This window comes from Streptomyces sp. NPDC058457 (assembly GCF_042720695.1).
Classification (GTDB): domain Bacteria; phylum Actinomycetota; class Actinomycetes; order Streptomycetales; family Streptomycetaceae; genus Streptomyces.
Genome location: NZ_JBHXLU010000005.1, coordinates 17,424 through 31,808, shown reverse-complemented (window position 1 = coordinate 31,808; position 14,385 = coordinate 17,424). Strand labels below are relative to the sequence as shown.

The following is a 14,385-nucleotide window of genomic DNA, read 5'->3' as shown; positions in this document are numbered from 1 at the left end:
CCAGGGGCTGGGAGCATGGACGTCAACGGCAAGCTGACAGACACGACCGTGCTGGTCGTGGACGACGAGCCCGCGAGCCGGTACGCGATGGGTACCGTGCTGCGCCGGGCCGGTCACCAGGTCGTCGCGGTCGCCGACGGCCGGCAGGCGCTCGGCGAACTCGACGTGCGGCTGCGCAAGGGCACCCTGCCCGACGTGGCCCTCGTCGACGTGCACCTGCCGGACATGAGCGGCTTCGAGCTGTGCCGCCGGCTCAGGCAGCGGCCGCACATGGCCGGCCTGCCCGTGGTGCACTTCTCGGCCCTGCGCGTCGCCCCGGCGGACCGCTGTCCGGGCCTTGACACGGGGGCCGAGGCGTATCTGACGGTGCCCGCCGAGCCGGAGGAGATCGAGGCGGCGGTCCGGGCCGCGGTGCGCGCCGCCCGGCTGCGCGCCGACGACCAGGCACTGGTACGACGGCTGAAACTGCTGTCGGAGACGATCGTCACCATCCAGGCGGCACGCTCCCTGCACGAACTGGCCGACGCCGCCGCGGACGGCGCCGCACGCCTCCTCGGCTGCCCCGCCGCCGTCTTCGTCCTCGACCGGGACGACGAGCTGTACCGCGGCCTGTGCCGGGAGCGCACCTCGCTCGCCCTGCCGGACGAGGGCGCCCACCGGGACGTGGCCGGTCTGCTCCGGCGGCTCACCCGGGGGCAGTCCGGGGTCCGGATCACCACCGTGCCGGCGCCGCTGTGGCCCACCGGGTTCTTCCGGCCCGGAGTGCAGCACGACGCCCGGCTGACGCTGGTCCTCACCCAGGACGGCAAGGTGCCGGTGTGCCTGGCCACCCCCACCCGCGGGCAGCGCAGGGTCGATCCCGAGAACGAGGCGCTGCTGGCCCAGCTGGCCCAGGCCACCGCGCTCGCCGCCGAGCCCCTGCTCATGTACCAGGTGGAGCGGCATGTCGCGCTCACCCTCCAGCACAGCTTCCTGCCCCGTCCGCACCAGCTGCCGGAGCTGCCGGGCGTCGACATAGCGGTGCGCTACGAACCCGCCTCCCAGGAGACCGAGATCGGCGGCGACTTCTATGCCGCGCTGCGGGTCGGCGACGAGGTGCTCACCGCGGTGGGGGACGTCGTGGGGCACTCGCTGGACGCGGCCACCGTCATGGTCGAACTCCGGCACGCGCTGCGCGCCTACTGCCTCACCGAGAGCGACCCGGCCGCCCTCGCCGACCGTCTCGACCGGCTGCTCCAGCACTACCACGCCGACGTCACGGCCACCGTCTGCCTGGCCCTGATCGACCCGGCGACCGGGCGCACCCGCGTCGCCAACGCGGGCCACATCCCACCGCTGATACTCGGTGACGACGGCAGCGCGGAGTACGTCAAGGCGTCCGGTCCGCTGCTCGGGGTGGGCCTGCCGCACCCGCCGCCCACCGAGCTGGTCCTCGAACCCACCGACCGGCTCCTCATGGTCACCGACGGCCTGATCGAGACCCGCGGCACCGACCTCGCGGTCTCGATGGAACACCTCCGGGCCGCCGCCGGCGGCGCCCTGCCCGGCCTGGAGGCCCTGTGCGACACCCTCCTCGCCTGCTTCGGCCGGGACCGCGAGGACGACGTCGCCCTGCTGGCGCTGAGCCTGGCGAACTAGGCTGGACCCCAGTCGCCGTAGAACAGGAGTGCTCATGCCGCAGATCACCGTCGACTACACCGCCACGGCGGGCCCCGCCTTCGACCGGGAGGGTTTCGCCAAGGCCCTGCACAGCGCCGTCGTCGAGATCGCGGCGGCCAAGCCCGAGGCCTGCAAGACACTCTTCCGCGCCGCGGACTACTCGGCCTTCGGCTACGACGAGGACGGCTGGCATGTCATCGTGCACGTCACCTTCGGCCTGCTGGCCGGCCGCACCGACGAGACCAAGACGAAACTGACCGAGACGACCCTGGAGCTGCTGCGCGAGCACCTGGAGCCGGACGGCTTCGTCCTGCACGCCTCCGCCGAAGTACGGGACCTGGACCCGTCGTACCGGAAGTACGAGGGCTAGGTCTGCTTCTGCCGGTTGTTCGGCTGCGGCGCCGTCGTGGCTGGTCGCGCAGTTCCCCGCGCCCCTTTGGGGCACGGTTCGGCAGCGCCCCGTAAGGGGCGGCCGCAGCCGCCCGACGGCCGGTAAGCGGGGGCTAGCCCGCCAGGGCGATCAGCCGAGCGGCCAGGTCGGCGAACGGGCCGTCGGTCGGCTCGTCCTGGACCATCCGCTTCACCAGCGCCGTCATCTCCTCGTCGTACGCCGCACTCACCGCCGTCAGCGCCGCGAAGTCGTGGACGAGCTGCACCTCCAGCTCGCCGCGCGGAATGCGCCGCCCGTCCAGCCAGATCAGTGCCGTCGACTCGGCGAGCGAGATCCAGGAGCGGATGACCAGTTCGAGGCGGGCCGGTGCCTCGGTGATGTCGAGGTGCGCGAGGATCTGCTCGTAGGCGACCTGCCGTACGGAGTCGATGAGCGCGTTGGTCGCCGAGGAGCCGACCGCCGGGCCGCCGCGCATCAACGCGGCGAAGCCGGGCCCGTGTTCGTCGACGAAGTCGAAGAAGCGGCGCATCACACGCAGCAGCCGGGCCCCGAGCGGGCCCTCGTGCGGTTCGGTGAAGCGGGCCGCGAGGTCCTCCGAGGCACGCTTCAACGCGGCCTCGTACAGGCTGAGTTTGCCGGGGAAGTAGTGGTAGACAAGCGGTCGCGAGATGCCTGCGGCCGAGGCTATCTCGTCGATGGAGACCTCGTCGGGCGAGCGACGGCTGAACAGTTCGAGGGCGACGCCGATCAACTGCTGCCGCCGCTCCTCGACTCCCATCCTGCGACGTACCCCGATTGTCATGCGAACACCTTACCGATCGGATCCGGCCTCCCACGGACCCGACCCTTCAGGGGCGTTCACAGATCCAGCACAAGTCTCCCGCTTCGCGCCCGTGATACACAGATGAGCATCGAGTCGGCACGCTCCGTGTCGGTGAGCAGCTCGTCCCGGTGTTCCACTTCCCCTTCCAGCACCCGCTGTTGACAGGTCCCGCAGAATCCCTGGGCACAGGAGTACGGGGTGTCGGGCAGCTCCGCCCTTACCGCGGCCAGCACCGTCGAGTCGGCCGGGACCGTCAGCGTCCGTCCGCTGCGCCGGAGTTCCAGCTCGAAGGCGTGGTTGCCGCCGATCTCGGTGCGCGGCGCGAAACGTTCGAGCCGGACCGCCGGGAACCGCTCCTCCACCGCCGCCATCAGCCCCTCCGGACCGCAGCAGTACACCGCCGCGCCCTCCGGGACGGTCAGCGCGTCGAGGTCGGGACGCCCGTCCTCGTCCTCCGCGACGACCGTGACCCGGTCGTCCCCGGCGAACTCCTCCAGGAACGGCATGGACCCGCGGGTCCGCCCGCAGTACAGCAGCTGCCATGCCACCCCGTCCGGCACCGCCCGCACCATCGACAGGACCGGCGTGATCCCGATGCCCCCGGCCACGAACACGTAGGACCCGGCCTCGACCAGCGGGAAACGGTTGCGCGGCCCGCGCACCTCCAGTTCCATGCCCGCCACGATCTGCTCGTGGACCTCCCGCGAACCGCCCCGCCCGTCCGCGACCAGCCGGGTGGCGATCGTGTACGACGAGGTGTCGGCCGGGTCCCCGCAGAGCGAGTACTGCCGGACCAGTCCGGACGGCAGGACCACGTCGAGATGGGCACCCGGTTCCCAGCCGGGCAACCGCTCACCCTCCAGGCGCAGCTGTACGACCCCGTCGGCGATCGTCCGGTGCGAGGCGACAAGGAGCCGCAGTGCCCGGGAGCGCGGCCGCCCGGAGGTCGGCGGATCCAGGGCCGGCAGCGGCCACAGCGGGGAGGCCTCGATACGGCGGCGCAGGGCCCGCTTCACGAGCAGCGCGGCACCCGCGACCGCGACGACGGTCCGCAGTCTCGGCATCACGCACCCTCCTTCTCGGCGGCCAGCGCGGCGGGGGAGGAGGTCAGATAGGCGACCGCCTGGGCGGTGGAGCCCTCCTGGGAGGGGTGGTAGCCGCGGCTCAGGTACGTCGGGATCGACCTCAGCAGGTCGCCGGTGGCGGGGAGCGTGCCGCGCCGGCCGGCGAGATGGAAGTCCCGGAGCCGGGCCCGGCCCTCGACGAGCGTCGGGTCGTTCGCCATGAAGAAGCGGGCGCCGCGCTGCCACAGGAACACGATCGCCGTGAACGCCGTCGCCCAGGTCCGCACCCGGCGCCGGTAGCTGCCGTCGAGGTGCAGGAACAGGTCGAAGGCGACCGACCGGTGCTCGACCTCCTCGGCGCCGTGCCAGCGCAGCAGGTCCAGCATCATCGGATCGGCGCCGCGCCGGTCCAGCTCCTCGGCGTTGAGCACCCAGTCGCCGAGGAACGCGGTGTAGTGCTCGATGGCCGCGATCAGCGCGACCCGTTCAAGGAGCCACCAGCGCCTGGCTCTCCCGGGCGGCAGGGTCCGGTCGCCGAGCAGCTTCTCGAAGAACCAGTCGACCTGAGCGGTGTACGGCGTCGGGTCCAGACCCTGTTCCCTGAGGTGGGGCAGCACCTCGTCATGGGCCTGGGAGTGCATCGCCTCCTGCCCGATGAATCCGATGACGTCCGCGCGCAGCCGCTCGTCGCGGATGAGGGGCAGCACCTGCTTGTAGACGTGCACGAACCACCGCTCGCCGGCGGGCAGCAGCATGTGCAGCACGTTGATGGTGTGCGTGGCGAAGGGATCGCCGGGCACCCAGTGCAGGGGGGTGTCCTCCCAGGCGAAGGACACGTTGCGGGCCTTGAGCGCGATGTGCTCGGACTGCACCGGCTGCGGCTGCTTGTTGGACATGGCGTCAATGTACTGACGGGTAGGTGACCTGAGAAGACCTCCGGCGGACCTTGTTTACGTGAACGTCAGCAAGAGTGGGGTGAGCAGGACTGGGGTGCCGTACTCACCGCAATCCGCTGACCTCGCTGCCGTCCTCCAGCGTCCCCTCCAGCTCGGCCTGCGCCCCCTGCTTCGCCCTGGCCACCAGCTGCGTCCCCTGCGCCGACGCCGTGACCCCGCCGGTCGCCCGGATCGACGCGGTGTCGCGGCTGCCCGCGGCCAGCAGGTACCACTGGCCGCCCCCGGACTTCCACAACACCCCGGCCAGCACCTGCGGATCGCGCGGACCACAGGCCGTCACATCGGCCCCCTTGGCCGCGACCGCCCCGTACTGGCTGCCCGGCGTCCGGAACTGGGCCAGCGACACGGTCCCGTCGCCCCGCCAGGTCTCGGCACGCGTGCACACCCACGACCCGGTGCCGGCGGCCTCCGGCAGCTGCTGCTCGGCGAACGCCCACGCGTTGACACTGCGCACCCCGGCCGACCGCTCCGCGGCCAGCGAGCAGGCGAACGGCGCCCAGTCGCGCAGCGCCGCCGCACCCGAGGCCTCGCCGGTGTCGCCGGGCCGCCCGGCGGTGAGCCTGGCCGGCACCAGTTCGCCCAGGTCGGTCGCGAGGTGCACCCCCTGCGCGTCGGTCAGCTGGAGCACGTTCCAGGACGTGCACGCCCCCTGCTGCAGCGCGGAGCTGGCCAGCGGTCCGGTCACCCCGTCGGCCAGCCCGAGGTCCATCGCCCCCGCGGTCGGCTTCATCAGGTCCCGCTCGGCCGCCTTGGTCACCCAGGGGGCGGTCAGATAGCGGACGTTGCCGTCGGCGCGGCCAAGGACCAGGGCGCTGGCCTCCGCGCCGGTCGCGCCGTCGACCCGGGCGAAGTCCAGGGCGGCGCCCTCGGTGCCGTCCTTCGGTTCGGCGTAGCGGGCGATGCGCAGACCGTCGTAGAAGACCACCACCCGGGCGCTGTCGACCAGGCCCGCGTACAGCAGCTGGGGCGGTCCTGACGGGCCGCCGGTCTGGGTGCCGGGGGTCGCCGAGACGCGGACGGTGTCGCCGGGGCGGGCCCAGACGGCGAGGGCGCGGCGCAGCAGCGCGGTGTCGCCGGTGAGGGCACCGCGGGCCGGCCAGACCGAGAAGTCGGTACGCGCGGCGGTCTGCCAGGCGGTGGCCGGGACCTTCGTCAGCTGGGCCGGGTCCAGGGCGGCCTGGGCGGCCGGGTTCTGCGCGTACACCGGGGCGGCCGCGCCGTCGGCGCCCCAGCCGCCGCCCGGCAGCGCGACCAGCGCCCCGCACACCGCGAGGGCGGCAGCGGCGGCGAGTGCGGCCTTGGTGTGCTGGCGGCGGCGCATCAGGTCGGTGGGCCGGGCCTGCAGGGAACAGGGGTCGAACTCGGGGGAGTCGAGCAGCGGGTACTCGGCCGGGACGCCGTTCGCCTCGGCGAGCGCGCCCTCGGGGTGCTCGACGCCGACCGCCCGCAGGATCTTGCGGACGTCGCCGTCGGGGAGCTGTTCGAGGCCGCGCAGCGCGTAGGCGGCGCGGGCCGGGCCGGAGAGTCCGGCGAGCCGCTGGTCCAGGGCGAGTTCGTCGGCGCCGCCGGAACGCGGGAAGAGCCTGAGGCCCCACACCTGGGGGAGCAGCGGCGGCAACTGGGCGCGCTTGGGCCACGCGGTGAGCCGGAGCGGCCGGCCCGCCTCCAGTGCCGTACGCACCACTTCGAGCCGGACCAGCGAGTACCCGGGGTCGGTCTGCCGCCCGTTCGCCTGGGCCGGGATCACCGGGACCTGCCTGCGGCCCCGGGGCAGGGCCCGCTGGACCAGGGAGTGCGCGGTCAGGACGCGGCGGCCGCGCGCGAGCCCCGGCGGCAGCACCAGGTAGGCGAGCCGGACCAGCCGGGGGTAGTGCTCGACGAGCGCGGCCTCGGCCTGCTCGACATCGACGGCCGGATGCGGGGCTCCGGCGGAGGCGGCTGCGTGACGCTGGGCTACATCCTGTGACTGCACGTCCTGAAGAACGAGCGACCCGTTGGTTGGTCACCGCCACACGGGTGACACTGCGTTGTCCGCACGATGTGAGCCGATGTGAGTGCTTCGCGGCCCGCAGCCGTATCGAAGGGGACGGGCCCCTGAAGGCACCGGGGGCCGGCAACGCGACCGGAGGAACAGATGAGGTTGACCCGACCGATGCTCGCCGCGGCGGGCGCCGTGGCCGCCCTGGCGCTGGCGGGCTGTGGATCCGGAGACGGCAAGGCGGAAGCGAGTATCCCGGTCACCGCGACCGGCAGTCTGGAGAGCCTGGCCGCCAAGGTGAAGTGCACCCCCGACATGCAGATCGACTCCGACGAGGTCCGCCAGGCGATCTGCAAGGTCTCCGCCGGCAAGTTCGTCTTCGCCACCTTCGCCACCGACCGCGGCCAGCGCGAGTGGATCAACGACGCCAAGGACTACGGCGGTTTCTACCTCGTCGGCCGCAAGTGGGTCGCCGTCGGCACCGACAAGCTGGTCAAGTCGCTCCAGACCACGCTGGGCGGCGAGGAGGAGATCGGCACCGACCACAGCAAGCACACCAGCTGAGGTCCGCCCGGCTGAGGTTCACGGCACATACGAAAGCGGGCGGTGGGAGATTCCCACCGCCCGCTTCGTGTTACCGGCTAGCTACTGCTCACTGGCACTTGCGGCCGGTGTTGATGCAGTTGGCGATCGTCGCCGCCAGGTTGTTCTTGGTGATGCTGATGAAGTCGTCGTGGTCGGTCGACGGCTTGTGCAGCTGCTCCGGGAAGCCGTCCACCGCGTAGGCGTTCTTCACCGTGCCGTCCGCCTGGAGGGTGGGGGGCGTGATCTTGTAGACCAGGCGCATCGTCAGCTGCGGGATCGCCTTGAAGCCGTTCCCGCAGACACCGCTCGCCGGGTCCGCGAAGGCCACGTGCGTACGGTGGTTGGCGCTGTCGATGTTGACGCCGTCCCAGCAGCTCTGGAAGGCGAACGTCCGGACCACGTTGCTGCCCTGCGGGCAGATCGGGTACTGCGTCGTCAGCTGGACCTTGTTCTCGAAGCCGGTGCAGCTCCAGTGCGCGTTGGCGTTGGCCAGACCGTTGGTGGTGGTCTTGGCGTCACCGGTGATGATGCGCAGGAACTGCGGCATCGCGACGACCTTGCTGGCCGGGCTGCCGACGTACTTGATCTGCGCCTGGACCGGCGTCAGGATCTTGCCGACGTTGCCTTCCTTGCCACCGCCGTCCGCGTTCTGGTCGAAGTCCTGCGAGCCGTCCTGGACACGCACGACCGGCCAGTAGTACGACGACAGGTCGCTCTGGTTCTGGCAGGAGCTCGGCGCCGCCAGCATCGAGTCGTTGGTGGCGAACGCGTTGACCTTCTGGTTGCCGACGTAGTCGTGCAGGTGGTGCGCGCCGTTGGTCACGCCCGGTGCCACGATGACGTTGTCGGTGTTGTGGTTCTTGTTCTGGTTCGTGCCACAACGGGTGGTGAAGGTACCGGTCGAGGCCTGGCCGCTCTTCTGCGGCTTGGCCAGGACGTTCGCCGCGACCTTGGTGATGTCCACGAAGTCGGCCGCTACCGGGCCGTTGCCGGCCTGCCCGCCGATGTTGGCCGGGGCGCTGGCGCTGGCGCTCGGGGCGGCGCTGGCCTGGCCGCCGTTGTTGTTGTTCTGGCCGCCGTTGTTGTTCTGACCACCGTTGTTGTTGCCCTGCCCGGCGGTGGTCTGGTTGGCGGACTGCGTGGTGCAGGCGGCAAGCTGCGACAGCGAGTTGTCGAAGGTGCCACCGACCCGCGTGATGTCGAGCCTGATCCGGTTGATCGTGGCCGCCCGCTTCTCCTTCAGGGGGCCGACGATCGCGTTCTGCACGAAGTTGGCGTCGTTCGCCTGCGCCTGGCGGGTGGAGGCGAGCCTGGCGTAGGCCTCGGTGATCTGCTTGTCGAGGTTCGCCAGTTCCGTCGCCACCCCCTGCTTGGCGTTGGCGGGCACGTTCGTCAGCTTCTGGCCGACGTCCGGGCAGGAGATCGTCGCGACCGCGGAGGCGGCGGCGGCTTTGGTGTAGTTCTGCGCCGAGTTGTTCGACTCGTGAGCCGAAGCGTTCATCTGCGCATAGAGCAGCCCGCCCCCGCCGAGTGCTACGGCCGCCGATGCGGCTATGACCTTGACGGTCAGCGGCGAACGGCGTTTGCGTATGTTGCGTCCCATGGAACTCCTCAGACCTTCCTTGCGGGGCGGCATCGAGGCGCCCGACAGGAGTGAAGCGGCGTCCTTTCATACGCAGGTCGCCTCAGAGGTGTTCAGCCGCCTCACAAATTCATCAGAGATTTGTTACGCACTTGGGGCACAACTGCCGTTTGAGCAGGGCAATTTCCGGAAAATTAGCGGTCGCGGTCAAGGTATGCGAGCACCGCAAGGACGCGCCGATTGTCATCGTCCGACACCTCAAGTCCCAGTTTGGTGAAGATGTTGGAGGTGTGCTTGGCGATGGCCCGTTCCGTGACGACGAGCTGCCCGGCGATCGCCGCGTTCGACCGGCCCTGCGCCATCAGCTCCAGGACCTCCGCCTCCCGCGGTGTCAAGCCCCCCAGCGGCCGGTCGTCGGCCCGCCGGGACAGCAGCTGCTGGATCACCTGAGGGTCCATGGCCGTACCGCCCGCCGCGACCCGCCGTACGGCGTCCACGAACTGCTCCGCGTCGAACACCCGGTCCTTCAGGAGATAGCCCACCCCGCCGCTGCCGTCGGCCAGCAGCTCCCGCGCGTACAGCTGCTCCACGTGCTGGGAGAGCACCAGCACCGGCAGCCCAGGCCGGTCCCGCCGCGCCGTGAGCGCGCACTGCAGCCCCTCGTCGGTGTGCGTGGGCGGCAGCCGTACGTCGACCACGGCCACGTCCGGCTCCAACTCGGCCAGCGCACGGGCGAGTTCGGGGCCGGACTCGACCGCGGCCGCGATCTCGAAGTCATGGGCCTCCAGCAGCCGGACCAGTCCGTCGCGCAGCAGGAACAGGTCTTCGGCTAGGACAACGCGCACGGAATCTCCATGGTGACCATGGTGGGACCGCCCGCGGGACTGCTGACGGCCAGGACGCCGTCGAATGTACCCAGCCGCCGCTCCACCCCGGCGAGCCCCGACCCGGCGCCGACCACCGCACCGCCCCTGCCGTGGTCGGTGACCGAGATCCGCAGCATCCCGTCGGCGTGGTGCAGGTCCACCCAGATCCGGTCGGCACCCGAGTGCTTGACCGCGTTGGTCAGCACCTCGCTCACCGCGAAGTACGCAGCCGACTCCACCGGCGCGTCCGCCCGCCCCGGCAGCTCCACCGCCACCTCCGTCGGCACCGGCAGCCGCAGCGCCAGCGCCCGCACGGCGTCCCCGAGCCCGCGTTCGGCCAGCACCGGCGGATGGATGCCCCGGACCAGGTCCCGCAGCTCGCCCAGCGCCTCCACGGACGCCTGCCGGGTCTGCGCGAGCAGCTGCCTGGCCTTCGCCGGATCCTTGTCCAGAAGCGTCTCGATCGTTCCGAGGTCCATCCCCATGGCCACCAGCCGGGCCTGCGCCCCGTCGTGCAGGTCCCGCTCGATCCGGCGCAGCTCGGCGGCCGAGGTGTCCACCGCGTCCTTCCGGGTCTCCGTCAACACCCGTACCCGCTCGACGAGTTCACCCTTCCCGGGGTCGAGGACGGCGCGGGTGAGCCGGAAGTGGGCGGTCAGCAGCCGCGGGCACAGGTACCAGGCGCCGACCAGCAGCACGGCGGCGGTGGCCGCGGCGCCGAACGCGGTGGCCTGGTTGGTGACCGGCACGAAGCCGTACCAGTAGGTGCCGTCGACGGTCAGCACCCGCCACAGCCCGGCGGCCACCGCGAACCCCTCGACGGGGTAGAACAGCAGCACCGCCGGCAGCAGCGCGGTCACGAACCCGGCCGTCATGTCGACGAACAGCCACAGCACGTCCCGCCCGACCTGCGGGTCGCCCAGCATCCCGAAGGTCCTGGCCCACGGGTTGGCGTCCGCCGGGACCGCCCGGTACGCCGACCGGATCCGCACCCCGCACCACTCGTACGCGAGCCGCCGCCGCACGTCCGCCACGTCCCGCACACCGCCGAGGAGCCACGGGGTGGTGACGATCCCGACCCCGATCGGGATCAGCGCCACCGAGACCGCGACCAGCGTGAAGCAGAGCACCGAGACCGGCAGAATCACCAACGCCAGCACCAGCCCCCGCACGGCGGCGAGCAGGGTCTCCCGGGCCCGGTCGCGGAAGCCCCCGCTGTCTGTGTTCGTCGTCATGCGACCAGTCTCCCGAACCTCCCATGACCGGGTCACTGGCCCGAAGCCCCATGTCAGGGGGTGGTGCTGGATACACCCTGCGATATGCCGTGTGTCGACTGCGGCGCCGTCGTGGCTGGTCGCGCCCACGCGGCGGTAGCCGCATATCGGATACGGCCCCGCGCCCCTTACGGGGCGCTTCAGACGAGGCCGCTGGACAGCGCCCCAAAGGGGCGCGGGGAACTGCGCGACCAGCCCCCACCGGCCCGCAGACTGGTCACGGTCCCCCCAGCGAAGCGCCGAGCACCCGCGCCTCGACATCGGGGTCGACCCCAATGCCCGCCCGCACCGGCACCGCACCGCCGAGGCTCTTCAGCCACCCCCACGTGTCGGCCACCGTCTCCTCCACCGCCCGGCACCGCAGCCCCGTCGCCACCGCCCGCGACACGTCCAGGCCATGGACACCGTCGTGCAACTCGCTCTCCGGCGGCACCCACACCGGCAACTGCACCCAGGGCTCGATCCCGGCGCCGAGGACCACCTCCGGATCGGTCCACCGCAGCTCCGCGTCCGAGCCGGTGCTCCGCCGGCACGCTTCGAGCAGTGCGCCCATCGTGGTGTGCCCCGGTGGGCTCACCAGGTTGTACGGCCCGGACAGCCCCCGCTCGACCGCCCCGAGGGTCCACTCGGCGAGGTCGCGGGCGTCCACGAACTGCACGGGCAGGTCGTACGGGCCCGGCGCCAGCACCGGCCCGCCGCGCGCGATCCGGTTCAGCCACCAGGGCAGCCGGCCGACGTTCTCGTACGGCCCGAGGATCAGCCCGGCCCGCACCAGCACCGAACCGTCCGCCCCGAAGGACTCCTGGGCGGCCAGCTCACCGCCCAGCTTGTCCTGCGCGTACTCGGTTGCCTCCGCGTCGGCCGAGGCTCCCGTCACCAGCGGCGCCTCCTCGGTGTACCCGGCCGGGCGCGGCCACTCGTACACCGAGCAGCTCGACACGTACGTATACCGTCCGGCACGGCCCCGCAGCAGCCGTGCCGTCTCCTGTACCGCCCGGGGCGCGGCCGACCAGGTGTCGACGACCGCGTCCCACTCGGTGCCGTCCGCCAGTGCGCCGAGACCGCCGGGTGCGGTGCGGTCGCCGTGCAGCGACCGCACCCCGGACGGGGACCGGTGGCGCCCCCGGTGGAAGACGGTCACCTCCCAGCCGCGCCCGAGCGCCGCCTCGACGACGGCCCGCCCCACGAACTCCGTACCGCCCAGCACCAGAAGCCTCATGCCGCTGATCCTGCCCGCGGAGGACGGCGGACGGAACCGGGTTCAGCCGAGGGCGGAGCGGCCCGCAGGCGGCCCCTCAGAGGTCCTTCAACGGCCCGTCGGCGGGGTGTACTTGTATCCCACCCGGCGGACCGTCTGGATCGCCCGGCGGTGCTCCGCGCCGAGCTTGCGGCGCAGCCGGGCGACATGGACGTCGACCGTGCGGCCGTCGCCGACATGGCCGTAGCCCCAGACCGTGGTGACCAGCTGGTCGCGGGTGTGCACCCGGCCCGGATGCGCCACCAGATGGGCGAGCAGCTCGAACTCCAGGTAGGTGAGGTCGAGTTCACGCCCGTCGACCTGCGCGGTGCGCTCCGCGGTGTCGACGGTGACGAGCGGCCGGGCACCGGTCGCGGCCGGTTCCACGGCCGGCTCCTGCGGGTCCGGCACCGCGACCGGCAGGAAGGGCGGCTGCTGGTCCGCCGGGACCAGCACCAGGTAGCCGATCATCGGCGGCTGGCCCGGCAGGGTGGGCAGGGCGTGCTGCGGGGCGGGCAGCCAGGTGGCGCCCGGCGGCAGCAGGTCCGCCATGTCCACGACCTCGTCCCGGTCGACGGCACGCAGCCGGTGGCGGCCGGGTGAGGAGGCGGCGAGGGCGGAGGCGGGGGAGAGAGAACGAGTGGTCGCCATGAGACGTCAGCTCTTTCGCGCGAGGAGTCAGTCGGTCGGGACGACGGCCGCGATTCGTGGTCGGGCGCGCCGGGGACGTACTGCGTTCCGCGCTGGCCGAAGGCCGGGGTGTACGGCTTTAGAGGGCCTGCGCGTTCATCGCGCGGCAACACACCCGGTCGAAGTCGTGGTGCTGACGGGAAGGCCAGAACGGCTCAAGGTCCTGGCGACCTGTCGCGCTGTACTTCTGGAAGCTGGCCATGCGCCCATTGAAGCAGACACAGCCGGGAAACAGGACCCTCCTCTCACCGCTTGGACGCTTCCTTGGCATGACGTTGACGTTGCGCGCCTCATCCCACCAGGCGTTTGTGCCAGGTCAGCGGAGTCAGCTCGATCGCCTTGTCCGGATTGCCGTCCCACACCGCGGACAGCCCCGCGGCGGCGAGCGCGGCGGCCACCTCGCGGCCGACGGCCGTGGTGGTGCCGGCTGAGGCGTCGAAGCCGCCGTAGTAGAGGCTGAGGCCGTGGCCCTCGGCGGCGCCGCGGGTGCCCTGGTGGTGGAAGAAGACGAACCCCCGCGCCCCGCCCGCGTCCTCGGCCTCGGCGCCTATCTCGGTCATTCCGCAGGAGCGGCAGCAGGTGAAGTCCTCGCGCGCGACGATGCCCGCACGCTCCAGGGCCGCGAACGCCCGCGTCAGCCGGTCCGGGTCGGTGAGCCCGGTCCACGCCCGCTGCTCCGCCACCCGCTCCGTCCAGAGCCGCTCCACGATCTCCCGCGCCTGGGCGGCGGAGACCGGCGGCGGGCCGTCCTTGCCGCCGTCCTCCATCAGCTGCACGGTCTCCTCGACCAGCCGGTCGATGCCCAGGTATCCGTCGCGGAGCAGCGTGTGCACCTGTTCCTCGGCGCGGGCCGCCACCTCGGGCGCGAGCACGGGCACGTCCCTGTGCGGCGGCAGGGCGACCGGCTCCCAGTCGACCCCCGTGTCCCAGCCGTCGTCCTCCCGCGCCCAGCCGAGGAGCAGGTCCGCCACCCGCTCCGGGTCCGAGACGGCCGTACCGTAGAACTCGTCCGCGCCGCGCCGGTGTTCGAGGCGGTGGTCGCCGCCCTCCTCGTGCCATGTCTGCGCGAACACGCTGGGCAGGTCCGGGATGCGCCGCGCGACCAGGAAGCGGTTCCCGGCGGCGCCGAGCCCGCGCACGGCCTCCCGCAGTTCCTCCGGCGAACTCCCCACGTACGTCTGCCCGCTCTCCGTCCAGGCGTTGACGGCGAGCACTTCGTCGATCTCCATGTGCCCACCATGGCAGGCGCCACTGACAACGCCGAAGGGGCGCCCACCTCG

At 72.0% G+C, this 14,385-nt stretch carries 13 protein-coding genes; 3 read left to right on the top strand and 10 right to left on the bottom strand.

Annotated features, from left to right (window positions below; all coding sequences use genetic code 11):
• The first annotated feature begins 15 nt into the window (after positions 1-15).
• Both ACFWPS_RS06140 and ACFWPS_RS06135 read left to right on the top strand, forming a co-directional pair.
• The gene (locus ACFWPS_RS06140) at positions 16-1,638 is read left to right on the top strand and encodes a SpoIIE family protein phosphatase (protein WP_383701560.1); all 1,623 of its coding nucleotides are present in this window, start codon (positions 16-18) and stop codon (positions 1,636-1,638) included.
• Positions 1,639-1,672: 34 nt separating this feature from the next.
• Positions 1,673-2,029 carry an isomerase gene (locus tag ACFWPS_RS06135; RefSeq protein ID WP_383701558.1) on the top strand — a complete coding sequence of 119 codons (357 nt, stop codon included), beginning with the start codon at positions 1,673-1,675 and terminating at the stop codon, positions 2,027-2,029.
• Positions 2,030-2,162: 133 nt separating this feature from the next.
• On the opposite strand, the gene ACFWPS_RS06130 is transcribed toward ACFWPS_RS06135, so the two are convergent.
• The 4 genes from ACFWPS_RS06130 to ACFWPS_RS06115 form a co-directional block, all read right to left on the bottom strand.
• Positions 2,163-2,852: a TetR/AcrR family transcriptional regulator gene (locus ACFWPS_RS06130; protein WP_383701556.1), complete on the bottom strand. Its 690-nt coding sequence runs from the start codon at positions 2,850-2,852 to the stop codon at positions 2,163-2,165.
• A 56-nt stretch (positions 2,853-2,908) separates the two neighbouring features.
• Positions 2,909-3,937 carry a PDR/VanB family oxidoreductase gene (locus ACFWPS_RS06125; RefSeq protein ID WP_383701554.1) on the bottom strand — a complete coding sequence of 343 codons (1,029 nt, stop codon included), beginning with the start codon at positions 3,935-3,937 and terminating at the stop codon, positions 2,909-2,911.
• Complete coding sequence (locus tag ACFWPS_RS06120; RefSeq protein ID WP_383701551.1) at positions 3,937-4,833, bottom strand: metal-dependent hydrolase; 897 nt, start codon at positions 4,831-4,833, stop codon at positions 3,937-3,939. The genes ACFWPS_RS06125 and ACFWPS_RS06120 overlap by 1 nt, the downstream gene beginning before the upstream one ends.
• Before the next feature lie 103 nt (positions 4,834-4,936).
• On the bottom strand, positions 4,937-6,865 hold the full coding sequence (locus ACFWPS_RS06115; RefSeq protein WP_383701549.1) for a hypothetical protein: 1,929 nt from the start codon (positions 6,863-6,865) through the stop codon (positions 4,937-4,939).
• A gap of 162 nt (positions 6,866-7,027) precedes the next feature.
• Between ACFWPS_RS06115 and ACFWPS_RS06110 the strand changes: the two genes are divergently transcribed.
• A complete protein-coding gene (locus ACFWPS_RS06110) occupies positions 7,028-7,435 on the top strand; it encodes a hypothetical protein (RefSeq protein WP_383701547.1) in 408 nt (135 codons plus the stop codon).
• An 88-nt stretch (positions 7,436-7,523) separates the two neighbouring features.
• Here ACFWPS_RS06110 and ACFWPS_RS06105 read toward each other — a convergent pair whose 3' ends face one another.
• The 6 genes from ACFWPS_RS06105 to ACFWPS_RS06080 all read right to left on the bottom strand — a co-directional run bounded on the left by ACFWPS_RS06105 (position 7,524) and on the right by ACFWPS_RS06080 (position 14,334).
• On the bottom strand, positions 7,524-9,059 hold the full coding sequence (locus ACFWPS_RS06105) for a DUF1996 domain-containing protein (protein WP_383701545.1): 1,536 nt from the start codon (positions 9,057-9,059) through the stop codon (positions 7,524-7,526).
• A 173-nt stretch (positions 9,060-9,232) separates the two neighbouring features.
• Positions 9,233-9,883 (bottom strand): LuxR C-terminal-related transcriptional regulator, encoded by a 651-nt coding sequence (locus tag ACFWPS_RS06100; protein WP_383701543.1) that lies wholly within the window; start codon positions 9,881-9,883, stop codon positions 9,233-9,235.
• The gene (locus ACFWPS_RS06095) at positions 9,868-11,139 is read right to left on the bottom strand and encodes a sensor histidine kinase (RefSeq protein ID WP_383701541.1); all 1,272 of its coding nucleotides are present in this window, start codon (positions 11,137-11,139) and stop codon (positions 9,868-9,870) included. Before ACFWPS_RS06095 ends, ACFWPS_RS06100 begins: the two co-directional genes overlap by 16 nt.
• 256 nt (positions 11,140-11,395) lie before the next feature.
• Positions 11,396-12,397 carry an SDR family oxidoreductase gene (locus ACFWPS_RS06090; RefSeq protein WP_383701539.1) on the bottom strand — a complete coding sequence of 334 codons (1,002 nt, stop codon included), beginning with the start codon at positions 12,395-12,397 and terminating at the stop codon, positions 11,396-11,398.
• Between the two features lie 87 nt (positions 12,398-12,484).
• The gene (locus ACFWPS_RS06085; protein ID WP_383701537.1) at positions 12,485-13,066 is read right to left on the bottom strand and encodes a winged helix-turn-helix domain-containing protein; all 582 of its coding nucleotides are present in this window, start codon (positions 13,064-13,066) and stop codon (positions 12,485-12,487) included.
• A 329-nt stretch (positions 13,067-13,395) separates the two neighbouring features.
• Positions 13,396-14,334 carry a DUF6891 domain-containing protein gene (locus tag ACFWPS_RS06080; RefSeq protein ID WP_383701535.1) on the bottom strand — a complete coding sequence of 313 codons (939 nt, stop codon included), beginning with the start codon at positions 14,332-14,334 and terminating at the stop codon, positions 13,396-13,398.
• Between the last annotated feature and the right edge of the window lie 51 nt (positions 14,335-14,385).

Excerpts from the sequence above, each read along its gene's own strand:
- ACFWPS_RS06140 (WP_383701560.1), top strand. The coding sequence starts at position 16 with ATGGACGTCAACGGCAAGCTGACAGACACGACCGTGCTGGTCGTGGAC.
- ACFWPS_RS06110 (WP_383701547.1), top strand. The coding sequence starts at position 7,028 with ATGAGGTTGACCCGACCGATGCTCGCCGCGGCGGGCGCCGTGGCCGCC.
- ACFWPS_RS06135 (WP_383701558.1), top strand. The coding sequence starts at position 1,673 with ATGCCGCAGATCACCGTCGACTACACCGCCACGGCGGGCCCCGCCTTC.
- ACFWPS_RS06090 (WP_383701539.1), bottom strand. The coding sequence starts at position 12,397 with ATGAGGCTTCTGGTGCTGGGCGGTACGGAGTTCGTGGGGCGGGCCGTC.
- ACFWPS_RS06125 (WP_383701554.1), bottom strand. The coding sequence starts at position 3,937 with ATGCCGAGACTGCGGACCGTCGTCGCGGTCGCGGGTGCCGCGCTGCTC.
- ACFWPS_RS06120 (WP_383701551.1), bottom strand. The coding sequence starts at position 4,833 with ATGTCCAACAAGCAGCCGCAGCCGGTGCAGTCCGAGCACATCGCGCTC.
- ACFWPS_RS06080 (WP_383701535.1), bottom strand. The coding sequence starts at position 14,334 with ATGGAGATCGACGAAGTGCTCGCCGTCAACGCCTGGACGGAGAGCGGG.
- ACFWPS_RS06105 (WP_383701545.1), bottom strand. The coding sequence starts at position 9,059 with ATGGGACGCAACATACGCAAACGCCGTTCGCCGCTGACCGTCAAGGTC.
- ACFWPS_RS06095 (WP_383701541.1), bottom strand. The coding sequence starts at position 11,139 with ATGACGACGAACACAGACAGCGGGGGCTTCCGCGACCGGGCCCGGGAG.
- ACFWPS_RS06130 (WP_383701556.1), bottom strand. The coding sequence starts at position 2,852 with ATGACAATCGGGGTACGTCGCAGGATGGGAGTCGAGGAGCGGCGGCAG.
- ACFWPS_RS06085 (WP_383701537.1), bottom strand. The coding sequence starts at position 13,066 with ATGGCGACCACTCGTTCTCTCTCCCCCGCCTCCGCCCTCGCCGCCTCC.